General features: G+C 73.4%; 17 protein-coding genes and 2 pseudogenes. 5 read left to right on the plus strand and 14 right to left on the minus strand.

Features of this window, described 5'->3' with window-relative positions; all coding sequences use genetic code 11:
• Nucleotides 1–415: 415 nt before the first annotated feature.
• The 4 genes from ABZY20_RS06320 to ABZY20_RS06335 form a co-directional block, all read right to left on the minus strand.
• Nucleotides 416–1,405, minus strand: coding sequence for a malate dehydrogenase (locus ABZY20_RS06320; RefSeq protein ID WP_356437318.1), 990 nt, complete (start codon nt 1,403–1,405; stop codon nt 416–418).
• Between the two features lie 353 nt (nt 1,406–1,758).
• Nucleotides 1,759–3,030 (minus strand): DUF2690 domain-containing protein, encoded by a 1,272-nt coding sequence (locus tag ABZY20_RS06325; protein ID WP_356437321.1) that lies wholly within the window; start codon nt 3,028–3,030, stop codon nt 1,759–1,761.
• A gap of 365 nt (nt 3,031–3,395) precedes the next feature.
• The gene (locus tag ABZY20_RS06330) at nt 3,396–4,058 is read right to left on the minus strand and encodes a DUF3017 domain-containing protein (protein ID WP_356437324.1); all 663 of its coding nucleotides are present in this window, start codon (nt 4,056–4,058) and stop codon (nt 3,396–3,398) included.
• Nucleotides 4,048–4,902, minus strand: a complete 855-nt coding sequence (locus tag ABZY20_RS06335; RefSeq protein ID WP_356437326.1) for a bifunctional methylenetetrahydrofolate dehydrogenase/methenyltetrahydrofolate cyclohydrolase — start codon at nt 4,900–4,902, stop codon at nt 4,048–4,050. Before ABZY20_RS06335 ends, ABZY20_RS06330 begins: the two co-directional genes overlap by 11 nt.
• 276 nt (nt 4,903–5,178) lie before the next feature.
• Here ABZY20_RS06335 and ABZY20_RS06340 point away from each other — a divergent pair, with 276 nt between their 5' ends.
• Both ABZY20_RS06340 and ABZY20_RS06345 read left to right on the plus strand, forming a co-directional pair.
• The gene (locus ABZY20_RS06340; protein ID WP_356437329.1) at nt 5,179–5,763 is read left to right on the plus strand and encodes a hypothetical protein; all 585 of its coding nucleotides are present in this window, start codon (nt 5,179–5,181) and stop codon (nt 5,761–5,763) included.
• Between the two features lie 226 nt (nt 5,764–5,989).
• A complete protein-coding gene (locus ABZY20_RS06345) occupies nt 5,990–7,555 on the plus strand; it encodes a protein kinase (RefSeq protein WP_356437332.1) in 1,566 nt (521 codons plus the stop codon).
• Between the two features lie 550 nt (nt 7,556–8,105).
• On the opposite strand, the gene ABZY20_RS06350 is transcribed toward ABZY20_RS06345, so the two are convergent.
• From ABZY20_RS06350 to purN, 6 genes are all read right to left on the minus strand, one after another.
• The gene (locus ABZY20_RS06350) at nt 8,106–9,575 is read right to left on the minus strand and encodes an MFS transporter (RefSeq protein WP_356437335.1); all 1,470 of its coding nucleotides are present in this window, start codon (nt 9,573–9,575) and stop codon (nt 8,106–8,108) included.
• Nucleotides 9,576–9,648: 73 nt separating this feature from the next.
• The gene (locus ABZY20_RS06355) at nt 9,649–9,828 is read right to left on the minus strand and encodes a hypothetical protein (protein WP_356437338.1); all 180 of its coding nucleotides are present in this window, start codon (nt 9,826–9,828) and stop codon (nt 9,649–9,651) included.
• A 296-nt stretch (nt 9,829–10,124) separates the two neighbouring features.
• A complete protein-coding gene (locus tag ABZY20_RS06360; RefSeq protein ID WP_356437340.1) occupies nt 10,125–11,054 on the minus strand; it encodes a helix-turn-helix transcriptional regulator in 930 nt (309 codons plus the stop codon).
• A gap of 206 nt (nt 11,055–11,260) precedes the next feature.
• Nucleotides 11,261–11,920, minus strand: a complete 660-nt coding sequence (locus ABZY20_RS06365) for a ScbR family autoregulator-binding transcription factor (protein WP_356437342.1) — start codon at nt 11,918–11,920, stop codon at nt 11,261–11,263.
• A gap of 195 nt (nt 11,921–12,115) precedes the next feature.
• Complete coding sequence (gene purH / locus ABZY20_RS06370; RefSeq protein ID WP_356437344.1) at nt 12,116–13,678, minus strand: bifunctional phosphoribosylaminoimidazolecarboxamide formyltransferase/IMP cyclohydrolase; 1,563 nt, start codon at nt 13,676–13,678, stop codon at nt 12,116–12,118.
• Nucleotides 13,675–14,313 carry a phosphoribosylglycinamide formyltransferase gene (purN, locus tag ABZY20_RS06375; protein WP_356437346.1) on the minus strand — a complete coding sequence of 213 codons (639 nt, stop codon included), beginning with the start codon at nt 14,311–14,313 and terminating at the stop codon, nt 13,675–13,677. Before purN ends, purH begins: the two co-directional genes overlap by 4 nt.
• Nucleotides 14,314–14,622: 309 nt before the next feature.
• Between purN and ABZY20_RS06380 the strand changes: the two genes are divergently transcribed.
• Nucleotides 14,623–15,399 carry a hypothetical protein gene (locus ABZY20_RS06380; protein WP_356437348.1) on the plus strand — a complete coding sequence of 259 codons (777 nt, stop codon included), beginning with the start codon at nt 14,623–14,625 and terminating at the stop codon, nt 15,397–15,399.
• 41 nt (nt 15,400–15,440) lie between these two features.
• Here ABZY20_RS06380 and ABZY20_RS06385 read toward each other — a convergent pair whose 3' ends face one another.
• Nucleotides 15,441–17,216, minus strand: a complete 1,776-nt coding sequence (locus tag ABZY20_RS06385) for a DUF6350 family protein (RefSeq protein WP_356437351.1) — start codon at nt 17,214–17,216, stop codon at nt 15,441–15,443.
• 96 nt (nt 17,217–17,312) lie between these two features.
• On the opposite strand from ABZY20_RS06385, the pseudogene ABZY20_RS06390 reads away from it, so the two are divergent.
• A pseudogene (locus tag ABZY20_RS06390) lies at nt 17,313–17,507 on the plus strand (helix-turn-helix transcriptional regulator); the annotation flags it as partial.
• 897 nt (nt 17,508–18,404) lie between these two features.
• Nucleotides 18,405–19,196: pseudogene (locus ABZY20_RS06395) on the plus strand (Cro/Cl family transcriptional regulator); the annotation flags it as partial.
• Between the two features lie 184 nt (nt 19,197–19,380).
• Here ABZY20_RS06395 and sucD read toward each other — a convergent pair.
• The 3 genes from sucD to ABZY20_RS06410 all read right to left on the minus strand — a co-directional run bounded on the left by sucD (nt 19,381) and on the right by ABZY20_RS06410 (nt 22,910).
• Entirely contained in the window at nt 19,381–20,265 is an 885-nt protein-coding gene (gene sucD, locus ABZY20_RS06400; RefSeq protein WP_356437353.1) for a succinate--CoA ligase subunit alpha, read from the minus strand.
• Nucleotides 20,266–20,286: 21 nt separating this feature from the next.
• On the minus strand, nt 20,287–21,465 hold the full coding sequence (gene sucC / locus ABZY20_RS06405) for an ADP-forming succinate--CoA ligase subunit beta (protein ID WP_356437356.1): 1,179 nt from the start codon (nt 21,463–21,465) through the stop codon (nt 20,287–20,289).
• A 656-nt stretch (nt 21,466–22,121) separates the two neighbouring features.
• Nucleotides 22,122–22,910 carry a hypothetical protein gene (locus tag ABZY20_RS06410; protein ID WP_356437359.1) on the minus strand — a complete coding sequence of 263 codons (789 nt, stop codon included), beginning with the start codon at nt 22,908–22,910 and terminating at the stop codon, nt 22,122–22,124.
• Between the last annotated feature and the right edge of the window lie 486 nt (nt 22,911–23,396).

Raw genomic sequence — 23,396 nt, forward strand, 5'->3', positions numbered from 1 at the left:
ACGGATCGGGAGGGCTGAAGACGCCGAGTGAGCAGGGCGTGAGCTGTCCGAGTCGTCGCCCGGCGGGTCCTCCCGCCCCTCCGGTCCTCCCCTCTCCCCACCTCCCCTCCCCGGCGTCGGTCGGCCGGTTCGTGCGGTGGCCGCGGCGGTGGTGAAGGGAGTATGCCGAGGGGCGACGCCCCGGGCGAGCATCTCCGCGGCCGGGGTCTCTTCCTGTTCCCGGGCGTCCGGGGCGGGCGCGGCCCTTCCCCTCGCCCGCCGCCCCGCCCCCGGGGCGGCGAGGCGTGTCCTGTCCCCCGCCGTGCCAGGGCGGCGCGGCCCGAGGACGCCCCCGAAACCCCGAAGGCCCCGCACCGGAGTCGACCGGTGCGGGGCCTTCTTCGACGGCGCGGAGGGGATCCGGCCGGTCGGGGTGTCAGATGAGGCCGAGGCCGCGGACCGCCTCGCGCTCCTCCTCGAGCTCCTTGACGGAGGCGTCGATCCGGGCGCGGGAGAACTCGTTGATCTCCAGGCCCTGGACGATCTCGTACTTGCCGTCCTTGCAGGTCACCGGGAAGGAGGAGATGAGGCCCTCCGGGACGCCGTAGGAGCCGTCCGACGGGATGCCCATGGAGACCCAGTCACCCTCGGGGGTGCCGTTGACCCACGAGTAGACGTGGTCGATGGCGGCGTTGGCGGCGGAGGCGGCCGACGAGGCGCCGCGGGCCTCGATGATGGCGGCGCCGCGCTTGGCGACGGTCGGGATGAAGTCGTCCGCGAGCCACTTCTCGTCGTTGACGACCTCGGCGGCGTTCTTGCCGGCCACCGTGGCGTGGAAGATGTCCGGGTACTGGGTGGCCGAGTGGTTGCCCCAGATCGTGAGCTTCCGGATCTCCGAGACCGGGGTGCCGGTCTTCTTCGAGAGCTGGGTCAGGGCGCGGTTGTGGTCCAGGCGGGTCATCGCCGTGAACCGCTCGGCGGGTACGTCCGGCGCGGCGGCCTGGGCGATGAGCGCGTTGGTGTTGGCCGGGTTGCCGACGACCAGGACCTTGATGTCGTCCGCGGCGTGGGCGTTGATGGCCTGGCCCTGCGGCTTGAAGATGCCGCCGTTGGCCTCCAGCAGGTCGCCGCGCTCCATGCCCTTGGTGCGGGGGCGGGCGCCGACGAGCAGACCGACGTTGGCGCCGTCGAAGGCGACGTTCGGGTCGTCCGTGATCTCGATGCCCTGCAGGAGCGGGAACGCGCAGTCGTCCAGCTCCATGGCCGTGCCCTCGGCCGCCTTCAGGGCGGGCGTGATCTCCAGCAGGCGCAGCTTCACCGGCACGTCCGCGCCGAGCAGCTGACCGGAGGCGATGCGGAAGAGCAGGGCGTAACCGATCTGGCCGGCCGCGCCGGTGACGGTGACGTTCACGGGAGTGCGGGTCATGGCGTTCTCCGTATGACAGCTGGCGGGAGGGGCGGGGTCCCTGCCCCGGACGTTTGATCGATCTCTTGGCGTCAAGAGATCCATCCAGCCGTCAGGCTATCGCGCATCCGGGATCCCGGACGGCCGGGTCGGTGTGGCCCGGCCCACAACCCGCCCCCAGGGCAAGGGACGCCGTGGCGGACGTACGAACGGGAGGCGGCCGCCTGTCCGGGAGAGAGGGACGAAGACGGCCGCCTGGGGGGATACCGACGCTGCCGGACTCCCGTGGGGGTACCGTTCGCCTGCCCACGTTCGCGGCGGGCATGCCTCCCCGTGCGCAATCCTTCTGCCGGCCGGGCGAAGGGTCGCTGCGGCTACTCGGTGCAGCCCTCGCTCCCGGCCGCGAGCGTCGCGCAGGCCTTGGCGTCGGCGGCGCTCTTCACGGCCACCATCGGGGTGTAGGCGATGGTGTCGCCGGCCTCGGTGATGCTTCCGGTCTGCTTCGCCTTGCCCGAGCTGATCCGCACCTCGTCGCCCTGTGCCGCCTGGGTGATACGGCCCCAGGCGGCCTTGCAGGTCTCGCTGTAGCGGACCTCGACCGTGGCCGCGCCGACGGTGGCCGTCTGCGCGGTGGTGACCAGGTCACCGCTGCACCCCATGGCCTCCGCGTCCTTGCCGGTGCAGCTGTCGCCGACGCACTTGACGCCGGGCGGCAGCTTGAGGTCGGTGCGGGCGGTGGGCTTCGGCGACGCGGTGCCTCCCCCGGCCTCGTCGTCGCCGCCGCCACCGGTGAGGTAGAACGCGCCGGCCATGACCACGAGCACGCCGACGACGGCCGCGACGAACGTCAGGGTCCGCCGCTTCCCGGCGGCGGCGCCCCGGGCCCCGCCCGGGCCGCGGGACCCGCCCGCACCGTCCGAAGAGGCAGGTGCGGCGTGGGCGGGTACGGCGTCCTGCGGCGGTTCGCCGTACGGGCCGGCGCCGGTCCCGGGCGTCCGGGACGGCCCCGCGGAGGTGCCGGATCCCGTACCGGCCCGGGGTCCGGTGCCCGCCTGCGACGGGCCCTGGTAACCGGCCAGCTTCCACGAGTTGACCTCGGTCCCGCCGCCGGTGGAATCCTGGACCTCGGGAGCCGTGGGCTGCGCCGGCACGGTCGGCGATACACCCGCCGGGCCCGCGATGCCCGGCGTGACCGTGGCGCTGCCGCTGCGGCGGGCCGTCCTGCCCCCGCCCGCCTGGTCCCCCGGGCCCCCGCCCGCCGAGGCGCTCTTGCCGTCGGCCCGGGAGCCGCCGAAGTCCTGCCCGCCGAACTCTCCGAGCGCGGCACGGGCCTGGGATATCCGGATGGCCTCCATCGTCATGTCGTGCCGCATCTCCGAGCGGCTCCAGGCGCGCTCGGCGAGCTCCCACATGGTGGTCACGTGCAGCGGGTTCGTGCCGGTGACCTCGGCCAGGGCCACGATCGCGCCCTTGGGCGCGAGCAGCCGGCCGTTCAGATAACGCTCCCACGAGGTCTTGCTGTAACCCGTGCGGTCCGCCACCGACGCGATGCTGAGCCCGCTGCGGTCCACGAGCCTGCGCAGCTGGCTGGTGAACTCCCTGATCTGCGGATCGAGCTCGTCCGGCAAGGCCTTCCAACGAGGCATTGCGTCCCCCCTCTTCCCCCCGGTAGTGCTGATGTTTCCCGCGCTGTTCCGCCCCGCGCGCGGCGGCCTCGGCCGATCCCCGTTGGGCTACCCACAGGGATGCGTCCACTCAGGATCTCAGTTCCGCGGCGGGGGGCGCACAGAAGCGTGGTGCCCGCGCGCGACGGACCCTGGGCCGTCCCGATTGTCCACGCCGGACCCGTGGTTGCACCACTTCGTGCCGAATCGGTTGCCGGACGTACCGGAACCGTCACTTCCGTGCCACAGCGTACGGACAGGCGTTGAACAGGACGTTCGCGGTGCACGAGGGTGGAGCGCGAACGGCGGCCCGTCCCTCTTCGGGGGAGGGGACGGGCCGCCGTCCGTCACTCGCTGGTGACGGTGAAGTGCAGGGTGTCCTTCAGGAACGGGATCTGCAGCAGCGGATCCGGCTGCGCCATCAGCGCCAGCAGGACGATCGAGGCGCCCATCACGCCGTAGGTGACCAGGTCGGTGAAGCGGGAGCGGACCGCGAGCATGCCGACGTCCGGCAGCAGCCAGCGCAGTACGCCGCCGCCCAGCAGGGCGATGCCGATCATGAGCGTCCCGGCCCGGAACTGGTCGAACGCGGTCACCAGCAGACCGATTCCGACCAGCCCCAGCACGGCGAGCACCGGCCACTGCCGCGCCGGCGCGGGCGCGTCCCCGGACGCGGCCCGGCCGCCGCCCTCGGGTCGTGCGGTGTCCTTGGTGAACAGCGGGAACCGCCGGGTGACCCGGCGGGGCCGCCCCTGGGCGTCGGGCGCGCTGACGGCGTCGCGGACGGTCAGCTCGTCCCCGTCCTCCGCCGGCGCACCGGGTTCGCCCGGGGCGGTCGGCGCGGCTGGCGCGGTCGGGTCGGTCGGGTCGCCTGAGACGGCCCGGTCACCTGGCGCGGTCCGGTCGCGCTCCCCGTCCGGGGCGCCGCTCCGCGCCTCCAGGGCGCCGCTCCGTGCCTCCTGGGCCTCCTCGACGTCTGGCGCGCTCCGCGCCTTCCGCTCAGCCGGCACTGCGCTCCGCCGCCTCGACCACGTTGACGAGCAGCTGGGCGCGGGTCATCGGGCCGACCCCGCCCGGGTTCGGGGAGATCCAGCCGGCGACCTCGGCCACGTCGGGGTGGACGTCGCCGACGATCTTGCCCTCGGCGCTGCGCGAGACGCCGACGTCGAGGACGGCCGCGCCCGGCTTGACGTCCTCGGCGCGGATCAGATGGGCGGAGCCGGCCGCGGCGACGATGATGTCCGCGCGCTTGAGGTGGGCCGACAGGTCGCGGGTGCCGGTGTGGCACTGGGTCACGGTCGCGTTCTCGCTGCGGCGCGTGAGCAGCAGCGGCATCGGGCGGCCGATGGTCACGCCGCGCCCGACGACCACGACCTCGGCGCCCTTGATCTCCACACCGTAGCGGCGCAGCAGGGTCAGCACGCCGTTCGGGGTGCAGGGCAGCGGGGCCGGCTCGTTCAGGACCAGGCGGCCGAGGTTCATCGGGTGCAGCCCGTCGGCGTCCTTGTCCGGGTCCATCAGCTCGAGGATGCGGTTCTCGTCGATGCCCCGGGGCAGCGGGAGTTGCACGATGTACCCGGTGCAGGCCGGGTCCTCGTTCAGCTCGCGCACGACCGCCTCGATCTCCTCCTGCGTGGCGGTGGCGGGCAGCTCGCGCTGGATGGAGGCGATGCCCACCTGGGCGCAGTCGCGGTGCTTGCCTGCGACGTACTTCTGGCTGCCGGGGTCGTCCCCGACCAGGATCGTGCCGAGGCCGGGCGTGACGCCCTTCTCCTTCAGCGCCGCCACGCGGGCGGTCAGATCGGACTTGATCGCGGCTGCGGTGGCCTTGCCATCGAGAATCTGGGCGGTCATGGCCCCATCCTCGCGGATGACCCGCCCGTCGTTCCAATCCGGCCGCAATACGGGCACCCGGGGGCCCCTCCGCCCGTATCCGCTCATGATCAGCGATGTTGCACTTGCACAACACATCGGGAATGCGGCTGGACAAGCCCGTCACCGGTGAAGAACGATGACCTGACAAGTGCCGCGGGCAGCTCAACGGGGGGGCAGTCGCAATCTGAAGAACTTTCCTCCGGTGCGGATGCCACGCGTCGTCCCCGCACTCGGAACAACGGAGGAATGCCCGCCATGAGCTTCGGCGACCCGAACAACCCCTACGGCCCGCCCCAGGGCCAGCAGCCGCAGCAGCCGCAGGGCTACGGCTACCCGCAGCAGCAGGGACAGGCGCCCGGCTACGGCTACCCGCAGGCCCCTCCGGTCTCCCCCTACGGCGGCGGCCCCGCCGCCCCGACGACGATGCCCGGCTCGGTGAGCGCGGCCCGCGTGATGATGTGGGTCATCGTCGGCCTGCAGCTCATCGGCGTGGCCATCTTCGCCTTCTCCGCCATCGCGCTCAACGCCGCGAAGGACGATGAGTCCCTCAAGGACAACACCGCCTTCCAGGACCTGGTCGGCGACTCGACCGGCGTGATCTGGGGTTACGTGGTCTTCGGCGTGGCCTGGATGATCTTCGCGGCCGTCCTGGCGACGAAGTTCAACAGCGGCGGCAACGGCGCCCGCGTCACCATCCTGGTCTTCGCCATCATCACGGCGGTCCTCGGCATCTACCCGTTCGTCATCGTGGGCCTGGTGCACACCATCCTGGCCGTCCTGGTCGCGGTGTTCGTCGGCAACGCGGCCGGCAAGGCCTGGTTCAACCGCCCGCGGTACTGAACGCGCCCGGTCCGCCGGAGCAGTTCACGCCATTCACACCCAAGGGCCGTGTCTCACCCGTACGAGGGGGGCACGGCCCTGGTGCGTCGCCCTAACCTGACGGTGGCAGCTGTTCAGGCACGGGGAGAGCACCTTGTACAGCATCGTCATGGCACCTCCGCCGACCACGGAGGACGCGTCGCACCACACGCTGACCGCGCTCACGCCCCGCCGGGCGGGGTGACCGGTGACCGGGCCGTACGCCGTGCCCGTGCCGAAGGGGTACCGGGTCGGCGTCTGGGAGGTGCGCGAGCCCATCGCGACCGGCGCCTTCGGCAGCGTGTACACGGCCCGGCGCGTCGGCGGGAGCACCGCACTGCCGCCCACGGCCGCCCTGAAGTTCCTGCCCACCGGTACGGCGACGCCCCGCCGGCTGGCCCATCTGCGGGAGCTGATCGAGCGGGAGGTCGAGCTGTACCGGCGGCTCACGCACCCGCGTCTGGTGCGGATGTTCGAGACGCTGACCGTCGACGACCCGGACCGCCCGGAGCTGGACGGCGCCACCGTGCTCGTGCTGGAGCGGGCCGAGGGCTCGCTGTCCGCCCTGCTCGCCGCCACGGCCCGGCCCGCCGCCGGACCCGCCCTGCTCGCACAGATCTGCGAGGGCCTGGCACAGCTGCACGACGCCGGCTGGGTGCACGGCGATCTGAAACCGGCCAACGTGCTGCTGATGGCGGACGGTTCGGTCCGGCTCGCCGACTTCAACATGTCCGCCGAGCTGGAGGGCACCCACGCCTACACGCCCGCCTTCTCCACGCCCGACTACACCCCGCCGGACCTGCTGTGGGGCGAGATCGGAGAACGCGGCCGCCGGATCCGCCCGTCCGCCGACGTGTGGGCCTTCGGCGTCCTCGCCCACCTCGTCCTCACCGGCTCCTTCCCGCTGCCCGGCGCCACACCGGCGGCCCGCCGCGACGCGGCGGCGGCGTACGCCCGCGGCACGGACGACCTGCGCCTGTCGCCCGAACTGCCCGACGCGTGGCGGCAGATCATCACCGCCTGCCTGAGCCGCACCCACCGCGAGCGCATCTCCGGCCGGGCCCTGCTGCGCCGCGTCGAGGCGGCCGCGGGCACCGGCCACCACCCCTTTCGGCTGCCCCGGCCGCGCACGGTCCGCCGCCCGGGCCGCATGCCCCTGGCGGCGCTGGTGGCCGCCGCCACGACCGCGCTGGCCGCCCTCGCGTACGGCGTCGGCGTCTGGGCCGGCGGCGCCCCGGGCGGCACCGGCAGCGGCTCCGGCGCGAGTGCGCACGTCTCCGCCGCCGCGTACGGCGCCTCCGAGCTGCGCACCGACCGGGGCATTCCGCCCGCCTACCGCCTGCTGATCGTCGAGACGGCGCACGACTGCGACCGCGAGGAGGTCACGCCGGTCCTGATCGCCGCCATGCTCAAGGTGGAGAGCGACTTCGACCCGGACCTCGCCGATCCCGCCCGCGACGAGTACGGCATCGCCCGCTGGACCCCGCGCGTGCTGCGCTGGTGGATGAACGAGGACGGCACCCCCGGGGAGACCGTCCCCGAACCCCCCTTCCCACCCGCCGAGTCCATCCCGGCGATGGGCCGCTACCTGTGCTGGATCGCGCCCCGCCTGGACTCCGGCCTGCCGGGCGACCGCCGCGTCCTGGTCGCGACCGCGTACCGCAGGTCGTACCGGACGGTGAACAAGGCGGGCGGCGTCCCACCGCAGGACCGCCCCTACGCCGACCGCATCGCCCACTACCTCCAGGAGTACGGCCCTACCGGCGGGAGGTGACCCCGGCGCCGGGCAGGGACCGCCCGCCGGGGCGGTGATGCGCCGCCAGTGCCCCTCCCACTCGGGGACGTTGTCGGTGAGCAGCCCGACCGGATGGCCGGCGGCCCGGACAGCGCGGACCGCCAGCATCACCGGGTTGCCCTCACGTCCTCCCAGCCACTGCTCGCCGAAGCGCTCCAGCCGCGCGGCACTCAGGTCCAGACCCGGGTGGCGGGCGCGCAGGGCCGCCCGGATCCGGCGTCCCCACTCGGCCTCGCTGATCCGGCCCAGTTCGAGCGGGGCCGGCGGGTGCAGGCCGAGGTCCGCTCCCACGTCGGCCGCCGCCCGGCACAACCGCTCGGGCGAGATGCCGGTCTCCTCGGCGTAGCGGGCGTACAGCTCGGCCATGGTGGGGGTCAGGACGCCGCCGAAGTCGAACCAGACGGTGGTGGAGGCCGCTCCCCCGCCGCCCGGTTCCGGGGCGGATCGGCGAGGGGGCCGTGCGGGAAACCGCCCGTCGCCGGCTCCGAGCGGAACGACTCCCGGCCCGTTCCGTCGGTCTGAGCGGTGCTCAGGCGGTCCTGGTGGCCTGGACGGGCTCCGCGGTGCCTGCGACCGGCTCGGTCGCGGCGGGGTCGACGCGGTCGTCCCCGGCCGGCTTCTTGAAGGTGAGCACCACCAGGAACGTCAGCGCGATGCCGATGGCGATGGCCCAGGTGGCGGTGGTGACGCCGTCCATCAGCTGCCCGGCGTCCTTGGTGTCGCCCCCTCCGGCGGCGTTGGCGATCGCGATCAGCACGGCCAGACCGACGGCGCCGCCGATCTGCTGACCGGTGGTCGCGATGCCGGAGCCGATGCCCTGGTCGGCCGCCTGCACTCCGGTGGTGGCCGCGGCGAACATGGTGGTGAAGACGATGCCCTGGCCCAGCGAGAGCACGAACAGCGACGGCGCGATCAGACCGTAGGAGGCGTCCTGGCCGAGGGTGAGGGCGAGGACGACGGTGCCGGCCAGGCCCATGGCCAGACCGATGAACAGGGTGTTGCGGACACCGAACTTGGTGGTCCACTTGCCGCCCACGATGGTGCCGACGAGGACGCTGCCGGACGGCAGCACGAAGGCGAAGCCCGTGGTCCAGGCGCTGTAGCCCTGCACGATCTGCCAGTACTGGGTGAGGAAGTACGCCAGCGCGCCGAAGGTGGCCATGAACAGGAAGGTGATGCCCGCACCGGTGGACAGGTTGCGGTTGCCGAACAGCCGCAGCGGCACCATGGGGGCCGCGCTGCGGCTCTCGACGACCAGGAACAGCGCGAAGGTCACGACGGCCACGCCGAGCGCCGCCAGGACCTGGCCGGAGCCCCAGCCCGCCTCCGGGCCCTGGACGAGGGCGAAGACGAACAGCGTGGAGGCGACGGTGCCGGTGACGGCGCCCGGCAGGTCGAAGCCGCCGCCGGCCTGCGGGTTGTCGTCGGGCAGCAGCCACATCGCCACGACCGTCGCGGCGCCGGCCAGCAGCACGTTGACGTAGAAGACCGAGGGCCAGCCGAAGGCGTCGGTGAGCAGACCGCCGAGGATGGAGCCGAGCACCATGCCGGAGCCGCCGGCGCCGCCCCACACGGACAGGGCGCGGTTGCGCTCGGCGCCCTCCGCGAAGAGCGTGGTGACCAGGGAGAGGGTCGCCGGCGCGAGGAACGCGCCGCCCAGGCCCTGCACCGCCCGGGCCGCGATGAGCAGCCACGGGTCCTCGGCGAGTCCGCCCGCGAGGGAGGACGCCGCGTAGAGGAAGAGTCCGAGGACGAACATCCGCTTGCGGCCGAAGAGGTCGGTGGCCCGGCCGCCGAGCAGCAGGAACCCGCCGAAGGCGACGGCGTAGGCGGAGACCACCCACTGCAGGTCCTGGGCGCCGAAGCCGAGGTTCTCGCCGATCTCCGGCAGGGAGACGAAGACGATGTTGTAGTCGATCGCAATGATCATCTGGGCGAACGCGAGCAGTGCGAGCACCGCTCCCAGATGACGCGGCCGTGTCGAGTTGATGCCGGACACGCCGGTTCCTTTCGTGGAAGGAAGGGAGAGGGGAGTTGGGGCCCCGGGCGGGGCGCGCGGGATGCGGCGGGGGTCAGCAGCGCAGTGCGTGCGCGACACGGCGTTGCGTCTGCTCCATGGGGCCGCGGACGGCGCCGTACGGGATGCCCGTCCGCTCCGGCGCCTCGGCGCTCGGGGGACCGGCGGCGGTGCGCGTCCGCCGCGGTTCGACCGGTGCCGTGGAGGACGTCGGGGTAACTACGGTTGAGGACATGCCTCCAGGCTCAGCCGGGGCAAGGCGCCCTACCAGTGCGCAGGCAACATAGTGGTCGCGCCAACAGGGGGCCGGACGGCGGTGGGCGCCGCGCCATTCGGCCGCCGAGGCCACGAACCGGGCAGCGCGCAGCCCTTCCTGCCCGGCCCGGCCGACGTGGCGGCGAGGGCATCCGGCAGGGCGCCGCCCTCGATCCGGCCCAGGGGCGGGATCGTGTGGCCGGCGGCGATGCGGGCCGGTCCGAAGGGGGAACCAGGCCCGCGGGTCCAGCTGGACATGACCGTACGGGAGACAGGTCAGCCGCTGCATCCCGAGCGGAATGCGGAGCCGATGCTGTTCATCCGCTGCGCCAGCGTCACGTGCGACATCCTGCGCAGCGCCGCCTCCGTGCCGGTGCCCGGAGTGGGCAGGAACACCGTCATCCGCAGGGCGATGCGGCGGGTGAAGTCGAGCGTGGCGCGAGTGAAGTGGAGGTCGCCGACGGCCGCGTGGGTGAGCACCTCGGGGCCGCAGGAGTCCTCCTGCACCTCGTGCCGGTCCCACAGCTGCTCGAACAGGGGGCTGGTGGCGCGCAGTTCCTCCACCAGCGCGGGGATGGCCGCGTCCTCGATGTGCAGGGCCGCCTGGCTGCGGAAGCGGGCCACGACGCTCGGGGCGATCTTCTCCCAGAGCGGGTAGGCGGACCGCACGTCGTCGTTGGTGAAGAACTCCCGCAGGATGTTGTACGGCCGCCGCCCCCGGAGGCCGCCGGACTCCGGGGTGTCGCCGACGCGGCCGCCGGCCGAGGGCGCGTCGCCCATGCCGAGGAGGGTCTCGGCCGCCGCGTTGGCGACCACGACGTTCCACGCGTGGTCGGCGATGTACGCCGGGTTGGGCCACCAGTTCTCGACGAACGGGCGCATGGCCTCCGCCTCGGGCGGAGCCTGCGGCAGCAGCGGTACGGCCTGGACGCCGGCGAGCTGGCGCAGGTACAGCCGCTGGTTCTCGGTGAGGCGGAGCACCCGGGCGATGGAGTCCAGCACCTCACCGGACACGTTCTCGGCACGGCCCTGCTCGATCCACGTGTACCAGGAGACACCCACGCCGGCGAGCAGCGCGACCTCCTCCCGGCGCAGTCCGGGCGTACGGCGCTTGCCGGCGTCCGGAAGCCCGACCTGGTTGGGGGACACCTCGGCCCGGCGTGCCATCAGGAACCGGCCGAGTTCGAGGAGGTGTGGAGGTGCCACGCGCCTGGCGGAAGCAGCATTTCCCATCGGTTGCGGTTCCCCTTCTGTTCATGGCGGAGCAGGGGGGTGTGCCGGCCTCATGCAGCTCCCCCGTGCCGCCTGAGCCTCAGAACAAACATACTCGTCTGTTTGTTTCCAGAGGGCCACACGTTTTCAGTCGGCGGGCCCGGGCGGCGTGACTCTCGTCACGCAGAGGTCGGCCGGCGTCACCCCGCGTCGTGCAGCACCGGGCCCGGCGCCCGGCCGGCGTGCTCCAGTTCCTCCGCCCGCTTCTCGTCGGTCCTCAGGCGCAGCAGCAGCCCGGGGGCGGCGATGCCGGGCAGCATGGCCCGCCACAGAACGCAGACACGGAACAGCAGATCAGCACGCCCAGTGGAAAGCTGGGACAGCAGCTGGATGCCGGTGAAGGCCCCCACGACCAGGACCGCGATCTCGTCGGGGTCGGTGTGCGGCAGCAGTTCGCCCTTGTTGCGGGCCTGCCGCAGCAGGTCGCCGACGATCTCCTGGGACCACACATAGGGGCGGGTGCCCGGCTGGTAGGAGGTCTCCTCGGTCGCCAGCCGCACGGCGGCCTGGAGGATCACGTCCGTCTGCAGCATCCGCGCGTAGGACAGCGTCAGGTCGATGGCGGCCTGCAGGGGGCACTCCGCGGACAGCGGCCGCAGCAGCGGCATCTGGTACTCGACGATGGCGTCGGCCAGCGCCTCCTTGGACGGGAAGTGGAAGTACAGGGCCCCCCGCGTCACGCCCGCCCGCCGCAGCACGTCGGTGGTGCTGGAGCCGTCGTAGCCGTGCTCCTTGATGCATTCGGCGGCGGACCGGAGCAGCAGCGCCCTGGTCCGCAGGGCGCGTTCCTGACGTGGCATGGGACGAGGTCTCCGAGATGAGGCGGCGGGTTACCGGATGATGAACACCGAAAAACAGATAGGTCTGTATGTTACTCGGGGTCGGAGCATCCGATAAGTGGGGCCGCCGGCCAAAAACAGGGGCGGCGCCGCGCGTCTCCGCGCAGCGCCGCCCCGTGCGGCCGGACCGCTCCGTGTCAGCTTGTCAGTTCCGTGTCAGTGGAAGAAGTGGCGCGTCCCGGTGAAGTACATCGTGATGCCCGCCTTCTTCGCGGCCTCCACGACCTGCTCGTCGCGGACCGAGCCGCCCGGCTGGACGATGGCCTTGACGCCGGCGGCGCTCAGCACGTCGATGTTGTCGGGGAAGGGGAAGAAGGCGTCGGACGCCGCGTACGATCCGCGCGCCCGCTCCTCGCCCGCCCGCTCGACGGCCAGCTTGCAGGAGTCCACGCGGTTGACCTGGCCCATGCCGACGCCGACCGACGCGCCGTCCTTGGCGAGCAGGATCGCGTTGGACTTCACCGCGCGGCAGGCCTTCCAGGCGAAGGCCAGCTCGGCCAGCTCCGCGGCGCTCAGCGCCTCGCCGGTGGCGAGGGTCCAGTTGGCCGGGTCGTCGCCGTCGGCCTGGAGGCGGTCGGTGACCTGGAGCAGCGCGCCGCCGTCGATCGGCTTGACCTCGACGGGGGCGGAGGGTCCCTCGGGGCAGCGCAGCACGCGGATGTTCTTCTTCTTGGTGAGGGCCTCCAGGGCCCCCTCCTCGTAGCCGGGCGCGACGACGACCTCGGTGAAGATCTCCGCGACCTGCTCCGCCATCTCCTTGCTGACCGGGCGGTTGACCGCGATCACGCCGCCGAACGCCGACAGCGGGTCGCAGGCGTGCGCCTTGCGGTGCGCCTCGGCCACGTCGGCCCCGATCGCGATGCCGCAGGGGTTGGCGTGCTTGATGATCGCGACGCAGGGCTCGGCGTGGTCGTACGCGGCACGGCGGGCGGCGTCCGTGTCCGTGTAGTTGTTGTACGACATCTCCTTGCCGTGCAGCTGCTCGGCCTCGGCGAGGCCGCCGGTGCCGGAGACGTAGAGCGCGGCGGGCTGGTGCGGGTTCTCGCCGTAGCGAAGGGTGTGCTCGCGCTCCCAGGTGGCGCCGAGGAAGTCGGGGAACTGCGACTCGTCGGCCGGCGCGTAGGAGGAGGCGAACCAGGAGGCGACGGCGACGTCGTAGGCGGCCGTGTGCTGGAAGGCCTCGGCGGCGAGCCGCTTGCGCGTGGCGAGGTCGAAGCCGCCGTTCTGCACGGCGGACAGCACGTCGGCGTAGCGCGCGGGGCTGGTGACGACGGCGACCGAGGGGTGGTTCTTGGCGGCGGCGCGGACCATCGACGGCCCGCCGATGTCGATCTGCTCCACGCACTCGTCGGGCGAGGCGCCGGAGGCGACGGTCTCACGGAACGGGTAGAGGTTGACGACGACGAGGTCGAACGGCTCGACACCCAGCTCGGCGAGCTGCTCGCGGTGGCTGTCCAGACGCAGGTCGGCGAGGATGCCGGCGTGCACGCGCGGGTGCAGCGTCTTGACGCGGCCGTCCAGGCACTCGGGGAAGCCGGTCAGTTCCTCGACCTTGGTGACGGGGACGCCGACAGCGGCGATCTTCGCGGCGGTGGAGCCGGTGGAGACGAGCTCGACCCCGGCCTCGTGGAGCCCGCGCGCGAGGTCCTCCAGACCGGTCTTGTCGTAGACGCTGACGAGCGCCCGGCGAAGGGGCCGCTTGTTGCTCTCGGCGGTCACTGGATAACTACCTTTCGTCCCTCAATGCGATAGCCGTTGCGGGCGAGCCGCCCCACGACCTCGACGAGCAGCCTTCGCTCGACTTCCTTGATGCGCTCGTGCAGAGCGCCTTCGTCGTCCTCGTCCCGGACCTCCACCACGCCCTGCGCGATGATCGGCCCGGTGTCGACGCCGTCGTCGACGAAGTGGACGGTGCAGCCGGTGACCTTGGCGCCGTACGCGAGCGCGTCCCGCACGCCGTGGGCCCCCGGGAAACTGGGCAGCAGCGCGGGGTGGGTGTTGACGAACCGCCCGCCGAACCGTGCGAGGAACTCCTTGCCGACGATCTTCATGAACCCGGCGGAGACGACGAGGTCGGGCTCGTACGCCGCGACGGCCTCGGCGAGCGCGGCGTCCCACTCCTCGCGGCTGCCGAAGTCCTTGACCCGGCACACGAAGGTCGGCAGCCCGGCGCGCTCGGCGCGGGCCAGCCCCTCGATGCCCGCGCGGTCGGCGCCGACGGCCACGATCTCGGCCCCGTACGCCTGCGCGCCGGTCTCGGCGATCCCGTCGAGCAGCGCCTGCAGATTGGTGCCGGAGCCGGAAACCAGCACGACGAGGCGCTTGGCGCGCGGGGCCACGGGCTTGGCGGCCACGGTGGTGGGCCTTTCTCGGGGGAGCGTCTGTCCAGGCGGCCGGCACTCGACTTTTTGTACATTCATACGAATGCTTCGCGCCCCCGGATACGGGGAAGCCTACGAACCGGTCGGCCGTCAGCAACGATACCGGCACACCGGACGGCCCCCACGGGACGGGGGCGCGGCCGGAAGGTAGCGTCTGGGCGGAGCCGGTTCGGGAACGCCGTTCGGCCGTGGTGCGTTCATGAAGGTGACGGACCCGGATCCGACACCGTCCAGTCCTGACCCACCCACGCCCCTACTCACCCACGGGAAGACGCTCACTTGATGCCGGACCGCAGCCTGCGACTCCTCACGTTCCCCCAGCCGTCGGTGCAGGGAGGGGAGCGCGGCGCCGTGCTGCTGCGGGAGCGCCCCGGCTCACCGCCCGACGCCCCGTCCGACGGTGACGGCCGGGACGGGCGGGGGCGCGGCTCCCAGGAGGACAACCCCTTCGCCCCGCCGCCCGAGGGCACGCCGGACCGGCCCTGGCAGCCGCGGCACCCGTCGGGTGAGGACGAGCGGGACGGCGGGGAGCGTGACCGCTCCCCGTGGGGCAGGCAGTGGAGCGACCGGCAGCCCGGCCGCTCCCCCGACGGCTTCGGCGATCGCCCCCGCGGCGGCGGCGAGGGCCAGGACGGCGGCCAGGGCGGCCCGAACCCGCGCTGGGACCCGACGGACCCGGCCCAGCGCCGCGCGCGCTACGCCCTGCTCTCGGGCATGTGGGCCTTCTTCTTCGCCCTCTTCAGCTGGCCGTACGTGGCGCTGCTGCTGGGCGCGCTCGCCCTCTACTGGGCCATCAGCTCGCTGCGCGCCAAGCCGCGCCGGCCCGACCCCGACGCCCCGGCGCCGGAGCAGCAGGGCCGCCCCCAGACGACGGCGGCGGTGAGCGGCCTGGTCACGGCGTCCCTGGCGATCACCCTGGTCGCCGCGTCCTTCGCGGCCCAGCTGGTCTACCGGGACTACTACACGTGCACGAACGACGCCCTCACGAACGAGGCCAAGCAGTCCTGCTCGAAGCTGCTGCCGGAGGAGCTTCGCGGGGTGCTGGAGAGCAAGGGCTGACGGGGTTCGGCTTCTTCGGGTTCTTCGGCTTCCGGGGCCGATCAGTTTTCTCCCTTCTCCTTTCCCTTCCCTTCGCCTTCTGCCTTCCCCTCGTCTTCGGCCTCGCTCGTTTCCGACGAGCGGGTGGTCCTGGTGTCCTGTGTGACCTCGGAGGTCTGCCGGGACTCGCCCCACCAGGCCTCCTCCCACGCGGCCCCCGCGGCCGCTCCGGGTCGGGCACCGGCCGCGCCCCGGGCAGGGGCTGTGCCTGCGGCTGGGGTTGCGACCGCGGCTCGGGCTCCGGATCCGGTCGCGGCTTCCGTGGCGCCATCGGCCCGGGCCTCCCGGCCGCCGCCCACCCGGGCGAACCAGCCCGCACGGCGTCGCGCCGCCCTCCGCAGCCGCCCGCCTCCCTCGCCGTCCGCACTTTCGGCCGGTTCCTCACGCTGCCTGCCGATCCTCGGCTCGTCCGCCCCGAGCGCACGGCGGTGCCACGCCCGGCTGCCCAGCGCCGTCGGCACCGCCAGCAGGACCAGCCAGGCCAGGGCCGCCAGACCCACCTGCCACCACACCGGGCCGAAGCGGGCGAGTACGGAGACGCCCAGGGGGCCGCCCGCGAGTGCGGCCAGGCCCGCCAGCACGGCGGCGCACAGCAGTGCCGCCAGGCCGGTCGCCCGGACGGTACGGCCCGCCGACCAGGCCTCGGTGCGCCCGCGGCCCGGGCTCGTCCCACCGCGTTCCGTGCCGGCCGCCGCCTTCGCCACGCGACGGCCCAGCACCACCCCGGCCACCACCGGGACCAGCCCGGCCGCCCAGTGCACCGGCGTCCCCGGCCCTTCGGCGGGCACCGCGGCCAGCAGCGGGAACGGGGGCAGGAACGGCGCCGGCGCGGAGGACAGCGGGCTGACGACATGACCCGCGCCGAGGGCGAAGCCGGGCCCGAGCGCGTAGGCGGCACCCCACACCGCGGCGTTCGGCACCAGGGCCGCGCACAGCAGCAGCACCGCGAACCGCCCCGACCACCCCTCGGTCAGCCGGAGCAACGCCCCTTGCGCGGCGGCGCCGTGCCCCACCAGCGACAGCGCCGTCAGCATCGCACCGCCCGCGAGGAGCACCCCGAGCCCGGCCGCCGCGGCCCGCGTGGCCACACCCGGGCGTCCGTCCGGGCCCAGGAGCAACGGCCGTACGCCCACCGGCAGAACGCCCAGCGCCCGCCGCAGCGGCCGGCCCGGACGCCCGTACGCCGACCACACCCCGGCGCCCGCCGCCACCACGGCGACGGCCGCCACGCACAGCCCGGCCCACACCCACGACGGCCGCAGCGGGCCGCCCGCCGCGTAGAGGGCGGCGGGCGCGGCGACGGCGAGGTAGCCGAGGACCACGCCCGGCCAGGACGTACGGACGGGCACCAGGGGCGGGCCCTCGTCCCCTTCGCCGTCCGCCGGGTGACCGTCGCCCCCGCCCCCCGTCACCCCGCCGTACGCGGCGTCCCGCCCCGCCCGGTGCAGCAGCCACACCGGCAGCGCGAGGAGCAGCAGCGGCGGGACGCCGACGGGTGCGGGGACGCCGGAGAGCGTGTCGACGCGGACCAGTTCGGCCCCGTGGGCCAGCAGCCACAGCGCCGCCGCGACGTGCAGCGCGCCGCCGGGGCCGCTGTCGGGGTACGGCGAGCTGATCCACAGCAGCATCACCAGCACGGCGAACGACGCGAGCCCCAGCCCCGCCGCGACCGCGCCCCCCACCAGGCCGCCGCCCAGTCCGGGCGAACAGTCACGCATGCGAGTGAGCAGGGGCGCTGACGGACGTCGGCGAGCGGTCATCTCGATCACGCCCGCCATGCTCCCAACGACACGCGCTTTCCCGTCGTAACAAGCGAACCACCGTTGTGTCGCTCAATATACGTTTATGTACTTTTCTGTACGGAGGGGCGTGCTGTGACCCAGAGCCCTGCCAAGCCGCTCCCCCCGCCGAAGGAACGCCGACGCCTGCGTGAGGCCGCCTCGTTGACGCGGGCTCAGCTTGCCTCCAGGGTCGGCGTCACCAGCGAGACGGTGCGCGGATGGGAGACCGGCCGCGCGACGCCGCGCGGCCGGAAAGGGGAGAAGTACGCGAGCGTGCTGAACTCGCTGGCACCGGACGGCGAGGTGACGGGTGCTCAGGAGGACGGCGACGGCCGGGAGGACGGCGTCGAGACTCGGCCCGGGGAGGGTGTCGTGGCCGGGGAGGGTGTCGGGGCTGGGGAGGGTGTCGGGGCTGGGGAGGGTGTCGGGGCGCAGGAGCACGGCAGGGCGCGGGGAGACGGCAGGTCCGGGGCGAGTGCCGAGGACCGGGACGACGCCGGCGGTTCGGGCGGGCCGGTGCGCGGGGGATGGGGGCGGACGTCCCGGCGGGCCGGGCGCAGGGCTGCCGCCACCGCCGAGCGCGAGGCGAGCGGCAGGGCGAAGCACGACCCGTCTCCTGCCCGCTCTCGGGCGCGAGCCAACACCGAGGCGCGAGCCGGCACCAAGGCGCGAGCCGGCACCGAAGCGCGAGCCACCGAGGCGCGAAGCTCCTCGGGTGCGGAGCCCGGGGTCGCCTCCGGTGCGGAGCGGGAACGCGCGTCCACCGCTGACCGGGGCCGGATCTCCCTCCTGGGCCGGCGCCGCGCGCCCACCCCCGACCGGTCCCGGTCCCGAGGCCGGGGCCAGGGCCGGGGAGCCGCCGCCCACGAACGCCCCCACACCCCCGGCTCGGACCGCGGCCACCCGCAGACCCCCGGACGGGGACACTCCCCCGCCCCTGACACCCGGGGCCGGACTCCCCTGCCGGACGGAGATCACTCTCCCGCCCCCGATCACGGCAGCCTGTTCCCGCCCCTGGATCGCGAGAGCCTGTTTCCCGCCCTGGACCGCAGATGGCCCCCCTCCCCTGACCGGGACGACCGGCCCTCCGCCCACGACGGGGGCAGCACGGCCGTCCTCGGCCGGGGTGGCGCTCCCGCACGGCACGCGGGACCACTCCGGCCGGACGGTGCGGCCGGCGCGCGGACACCCGCCCAGGCCTTCGACGCGCTGTACTCCTTCTGCGCCCCCGCGCTCGTCCGGCAGGCCTACCTGCTGACCGGGCGCCGCGAGCTGGCCCGGGAGTCGGTGGAGCGGGCGTTCCAGATCGCCTGGCAGCGCTGGCCCGAGGTCGCCCGGGACCGTGACCCGGCAGGCTGGGTGCGCGCCACGGCCTACGACTGCGCGCTCTCCCCGTGGCAACGGCTGCGCCCCCGCAACCGGCACCCCGAACCGCCGCCCCCCGGCGCCCTGGACCGGGCGCTGCTGGACACGCTGCTGCGGCTCCCACCCCCGTACCGCCGCACCCTGCTCCTCTACGACGGCGTCGGGCTGGGTCTGCCGGAGACCGCGGCGGAGACGGAGGCGAGCACCCGCGCGGCCGTGAACCGGCTGGTGCACGCCCGGGAGGCGGTCGCCGGGCGGCTGCCGGAACTGGCGGACCCGGAGGTGCTGCACTGGCGGCTGGTCGAGCTGGCCTCCACGGCACGCCTGCGGGCCGCCAAGCCGCTGGCGGTACGGCGGGGCGGGGAGCGCCGGGCCCGGCTGTGGACCCGGGCGGCCATCGCCTTCACCATCGCCCTCATCGGCGCCACCGCCCTGACCGTCCGCACGGCCCCGACGCAGTACGAGCCCCCGGTGCCGCCCGGAGAGGCGGTCGAAGGCGTACCGCCGCCCGCCGCTCCCGGTCCGCTGTCGGAGCGGGAGCGGAAGCTGCGCGCGAAGCTCCGCGAGGAGGAACAGAAGGGACCGGAACGGCTGACACCGCAGCCCTGGTGACGGGAGGAGCAGGGCCGGGGCGCGGGGCCGGGGGCCGAGCCGAGGCGCGGGCACCGCGCCCGGACACGGCGGTGGGCCCGCCCCCGTGCGGGGAACGGGCCCACTGCGAGCCGGCTCTGCGTCTCGGCCTTACGGCGTGGTTCAGCCTTGTTCGGCCTTGTTCAGCGCCCTGTACAGCCTTCGTTCAGCCGGCGAGGATCTCGCGGGCCAGCTTGGCCGTCTCGGTCGGGGTCTTGCCGACCTTGACGCCCGCGGCCTCGAGGGCCTCCTTCTTCGCGGCGGCCGTGCCGGAGGAGCCGGAGACGATGGCACCGGCGTGGCCCATGGTCTTGCCCTCGGGCGCGGTGAAGCCCGCGACGTAGCCGACGACCGGCTTGGTCACGTTCTCCTTGATGAAGGCCGCGGCCCGCTCCTCGGCGTCGCCGCCGATCTCGCCGATCATGACGATCAGGTCGGTGTCGGGGTCGGCCTCGAACGCGGCGAGCGCGTCGATGTGCGTGGTGCCGATGACCGGGTCGCCACCGATGCCGACGGCGGAGGAGAAGCCGATGTCCCGCAGCTCGTACATCATCTGGTACGTGAGCGTGCCGGACTTCGAGACCAGGCCGATGCGGCCCGGCTTGGTGATGTCGCCCGGGATGATGCCCGCGTTGGACTGGCCCGGCGTGATGAGACCGGGGCAGTTCGGGCCGATGATCCGGGTCTTGTTGCCCTTGGACACGGCGTACGCGTAGAACGCGGCGGTGTCGTGGACCGCGATGCCCTCGGTGATGACGACCGCGAGCGGGATCTCGGCGTCGATGGCCTCGACGACGGCGGCCTTGGAGAAGGCCGGCGGCACGAAGAGGACGGACACGTTCGCGCCGGTCTTCTCCATCGCCTCGGCGACCGTGCCGAAGACCGGGATCTCGGTGCCGTCGATGTCGACGGACTGACCCGCCTTGCGGGGGTTCACGCCACCGACGATGTTCGTGCCGTCGGCCAGCATGAGCTTGGTGTGCTTCATGCCCGTGGCACCGGTCATGCCCTGGACGATGACCTTGGAGTCCTTGTTGAGGAAGATAGCCATGGCTGTTGCGTCCCTCGTCCCTTACTTCGCAGCCGCGAGCTCGGCGGCCTTGTCGGCCGCGCCGTCCATGGTGTCCACGCGCTGTACCAGCGGGTGGTTGGCGTCGGAGAGGATCTTGCGACCCAGCTCGGCGTTGTTGCCGTCGAGGCGGACGACGAGGGGCTTGGTGACTTCCTCGCCCCGGTCCGCGAGCAGCTGCAGCGCCTGGACGATGCCGTTGGCGACCTCGTCACAGGCGGTGATGCCACCGAAGACGTTGACGAACACGGACTTGACGTCCGGGTCGCCGAGGATGATCTCCAGGCCGTTCGCCATGACGGCCGCGGAGGCGCCACCGCCGATGTCGAGGAAGTTGGCGGGCTTGACGCCGCCGTGGGCCTCACCGGCGTAGGCGACGACGTCCAGGGTGCTCATGACGAGACCCGCGCCGTTGCCGATGATGCCGACCTCGCCGTCGAGCTTGACGTAGTTGAGGTTCTTCTCCTTGGCGGCGGCCTCGAGCGGGTTGGCCGCGGCCTTGTCCTGGAGAGCCTCGTGCTCCGGCTGACGGAACTCGGCGTTCTCGTCCAGGGAGACCTTGCCGTCCAGGGCGATGACGTCACCGGAGGCGACCTTGGCCAGCGGGTTGACCTCGACCAGGAGGGCGTCCTCCTTGATGAAGGTGTCCCACAGCTTGACCAGGACGTTCACGACCTTGTCGGCGACCTCGGCCGGGAACTTGGCGGCCTCGACGATCTCGCGGGCCTTGGCCTCGGTCACGCCCTCGTTGGCGTCGATCGGCGTCTTGGCGACGGCCTCGGGGCGGGTGGCCGCCACCTCCTCGATCTCCACGCCGCCCTCGACGGACGCGATGGAGAGGAAGGTGCGGTTGGCACGGTCCAGGAGGAAGGAGACGTAGTACTCCTCGACGATCTCCGGGGCCGTCTCGGCGATCATCACCTTGTGGACCGTGTGGCCCTTGATGTCCATGCCGAGGATGTTGGTCGCGTGCTCGACCGCCTCGTCGGGGGTCGCGGCGAGCTTCACGCCGCCGGCCTTGCCACGGCCGCCGACCTTCACCTGGGCCTTGACGACGGACTTGCCACCGAGGCGCTCGGTGGCTGCGCGGGCCGCCTCAGGCGTGTCGATGACTTCACCGGCCAGCACCGGTACATCGTGCTTGGCGAAGAGGTCCCTCGCCTGGTACTCGAACAGGTCCACGCGCTTCCGTCCCTATCAGTGATCTCGCGGTTCGTTGTCTGCGTGGGCGTGCCGCGAGGGCAACGTGACGTCCGCTGTCTGTCACAAGGGAGGCGCACACGGTGTCCGAGCGCGCGGCATGTCCGTCTCGCAGGTTATCGCTGCTTCCGGGAGGCCTCTAAATCGAGGGTCACACCTGAGCGGTGATACCTGTCACATGATGCCGCGCTCTCTGGCACGGCGTGCCGGGGGTGAGGGGCCTCACCGGGCTGGGGTTGACCCGGTGAGGCCCACCTGACGCCCCCGGGGGAGCACGGAGTCCCTGGTCAGGGCCCTGCTCCTCGGGGCGCGGGCCGGTCGGTCCCCACCCCATTGGGGACCGGCCGACCTCGTCCACGACGCCCTGACACCGGACGACCGACGGATTTCGGTCAGCCGGGGTGGTGCGTCGTGGAGTTCTGGAGTTCTCAGGAGGGGTGGAGGCGGCTGCGGTGCGTTCGATGGCGGCTCCGGTGGGGTCTGCGGCGGCTCAGTGGCTCAGCGGCGGACCGAGGCGCCGGGAGGGCGCGGGGGACTCACCGGCGGGTGAGGCGGTACGCCCGTGTCGTCGCTGCCGACCGGTTGCGGGCCTCCGGCAGCGCAGCCGACCGTGAGGGCGGGGGCTGCGGCCCGGTCGGCTAGCCCGGGAAGAGGGGGATGTCCCGGACGCTGTCCTGGGTCCCGGCCGCTTCACCGCGAGCCGTGACGACGGTCAGGAGCCTCATGGGGGCACGGTGGCCCGGGGTGACGGCGTGCGCGTCACCGTGCCGGGGTGTGCCGCTGTCGGCCGAGACCCGGTTCCCGAGCAGGCCGCCGGGCCGTCCTCCGGGGGCCTGAGCCGCCGCCATGGGCGGCTGGGAGCCGGCGGACGGCACGGCGTGGCCCGCCCGTCTGGTGTGGTGCCCGGGGACGTAACAGCCCGGGCGGGCGTCCCTCTGCCGGTCGACCCGGGCCGGGACGTCGGCCCCGGCCCGCACCGGCTCCGCCGCCTCGCTCCGCCCGGCGGGGCTTTGCGCCTCAGCCGACGGCACGGGCACTCCGCCGGGCTGCGGGACGGCGGTGACCGGTGCGGGGAGGATCCGGCCCGGCAGTGCGGGGCCGTCCGGAAGCCCGGGGACACCGGGCGCTCCGGGCAGCACGACGCCGCCGGGCGGCGTGACCAGACCCGGCAGCACCTGCACGAGGCCGGGCAGCTTCGGCAGATCGGGGACGGGCAGTTCTGACGGTTCCGGCAGCTTCGGCAGGTCGCCTACGACGGGCGGCTTCCGCAACTCGGGCAGATCCGGGACGGGCAGTTCCGACGAGTCCGGCAGCTTCGGCAGGTCGCTTACGACGGGCGGCTTCCGCAACTCGGGCAGATCCGGGACGGGCAGTTCCGACGAGTCCGGCAGCTTCGGCAGGGCCTGGACGGCGGGCGGTTCGGACAAGTCAGGCAGGGCCGGGGTTTCCGCGTGCGCGGGCGACTCGGGCAGGACAGACAGGACGGGCAGGACGGGCAGCTCAGGTGACGCGCTCCTGGTGGGCAGCTCGGGCGAATCAGGCCGCGCCGACGACGCCCTCGCCGACGACGCCGTCGCCGTTTGCCCTGCCACCCGCGCCGACGACGAAGTCGACCCCGACGGCTCCTTCGCCCGCTCCCGCCCCGGCCCGTCCTCCCGAACGAGTGGCATCCGCTGCCCGACAACCCGTGTGACGGCATCGGTCCCGGTCCCGGCTCCCGTACGAGCCACGCCGTCCGCCGCGTGCGCCCGCTCCCCGCACAGCAGTCCGACGGCCAGCACTCCGCCCACCAACAGCGCCACCCGCAGCGCCACTTGAGGCGCCACTCGGCGCGCACGCCGTCCGGCCGCTGTGCGCGGCATGCGCGACGCGGCACCGGGCAGGACGGCTGACCAGGTCAAGAGAGGGCGCTT

Source organism: Streptomyces sp. NPDC006624 (assembly GCF_040611555.1).
GTDB lineage: Bacteria > Actinomycetota > Actinomycetes > Streptomycetales > Streptomycetaceae > Streptomyces.

What these genes read in the sequence shown, in the direction of transcription:
- ABZY20_RS06320 (WP_356437318.1), bottom strand. Translation starts at nt 1,405, where the DNA reads ATGACCCGCACTCCCGTGAACGTCACCGTCACCGGCGCGGCCGGCCAG.
- ABZY20_RS06325 (WP_356437321.1), bottom strand. Translation starts at nt 3,030, where the DNA reads ATGCCTCGTTGGAAGGCCTTGCCGGACGAGCTCGATCCGCAGATCAGG.
- ABZY20_RS06335 (WP_356437326.1), bottom strand. Translation starts at nt 4,902, where the DNA reads ATGACCGCCCAGATTCTCGATGGCAAGGCCACCGCAGCCGCGATCAAG.
- ABZY20_RS06340 (WP_356437329.1), top strand. Translation starts at nt 5,179, where the DNA reads ATGAGCTTCGGCGACCCGAACAACCCCTACGGCCCGCCCCAGGGCCAG.
- ABZY20_RS06355 (WP_356437338.1), bottom strand. Translation starts at nt 9,828, where the DNA reads ATGTCCTCAACCGTAGTTACCCCGACGTCCTCCACGGCACCGGTCGAA.
- ABZY20_RS06365 (WP_356437342.1), bottom strand. Translation starts at nt 11,920, where the DNA reads ATGCCACGTCAGGAACGCGCCCTGCGGACCAGGGCGCTGCTGCTCCGG.
- ABZY20_RS06380 (WP_356437348.1), top strand. Translation starts at nt 14,623, where the DNA reads ATGCCGGACCGCAGCCTGCGACTCCTCACGTTCCCCCAGCCGTCGGTG.
- ABZY20_RS06385 (WP_356437351.1), bottom strand. Translation starts at nt 17,216, where the DNA reads ATGGCGGGCGTGATCGAGATGACCGCTCGCCGACGTCCGTCAGCGCCC.
- sucD (WP_356437353.1), bottom strand. Translation starts at nt 20,265, where the DNA reads ATGGCTATCTTCCTCAACAAGGACTCCAAGGTCATCGTCCAGGGCATG.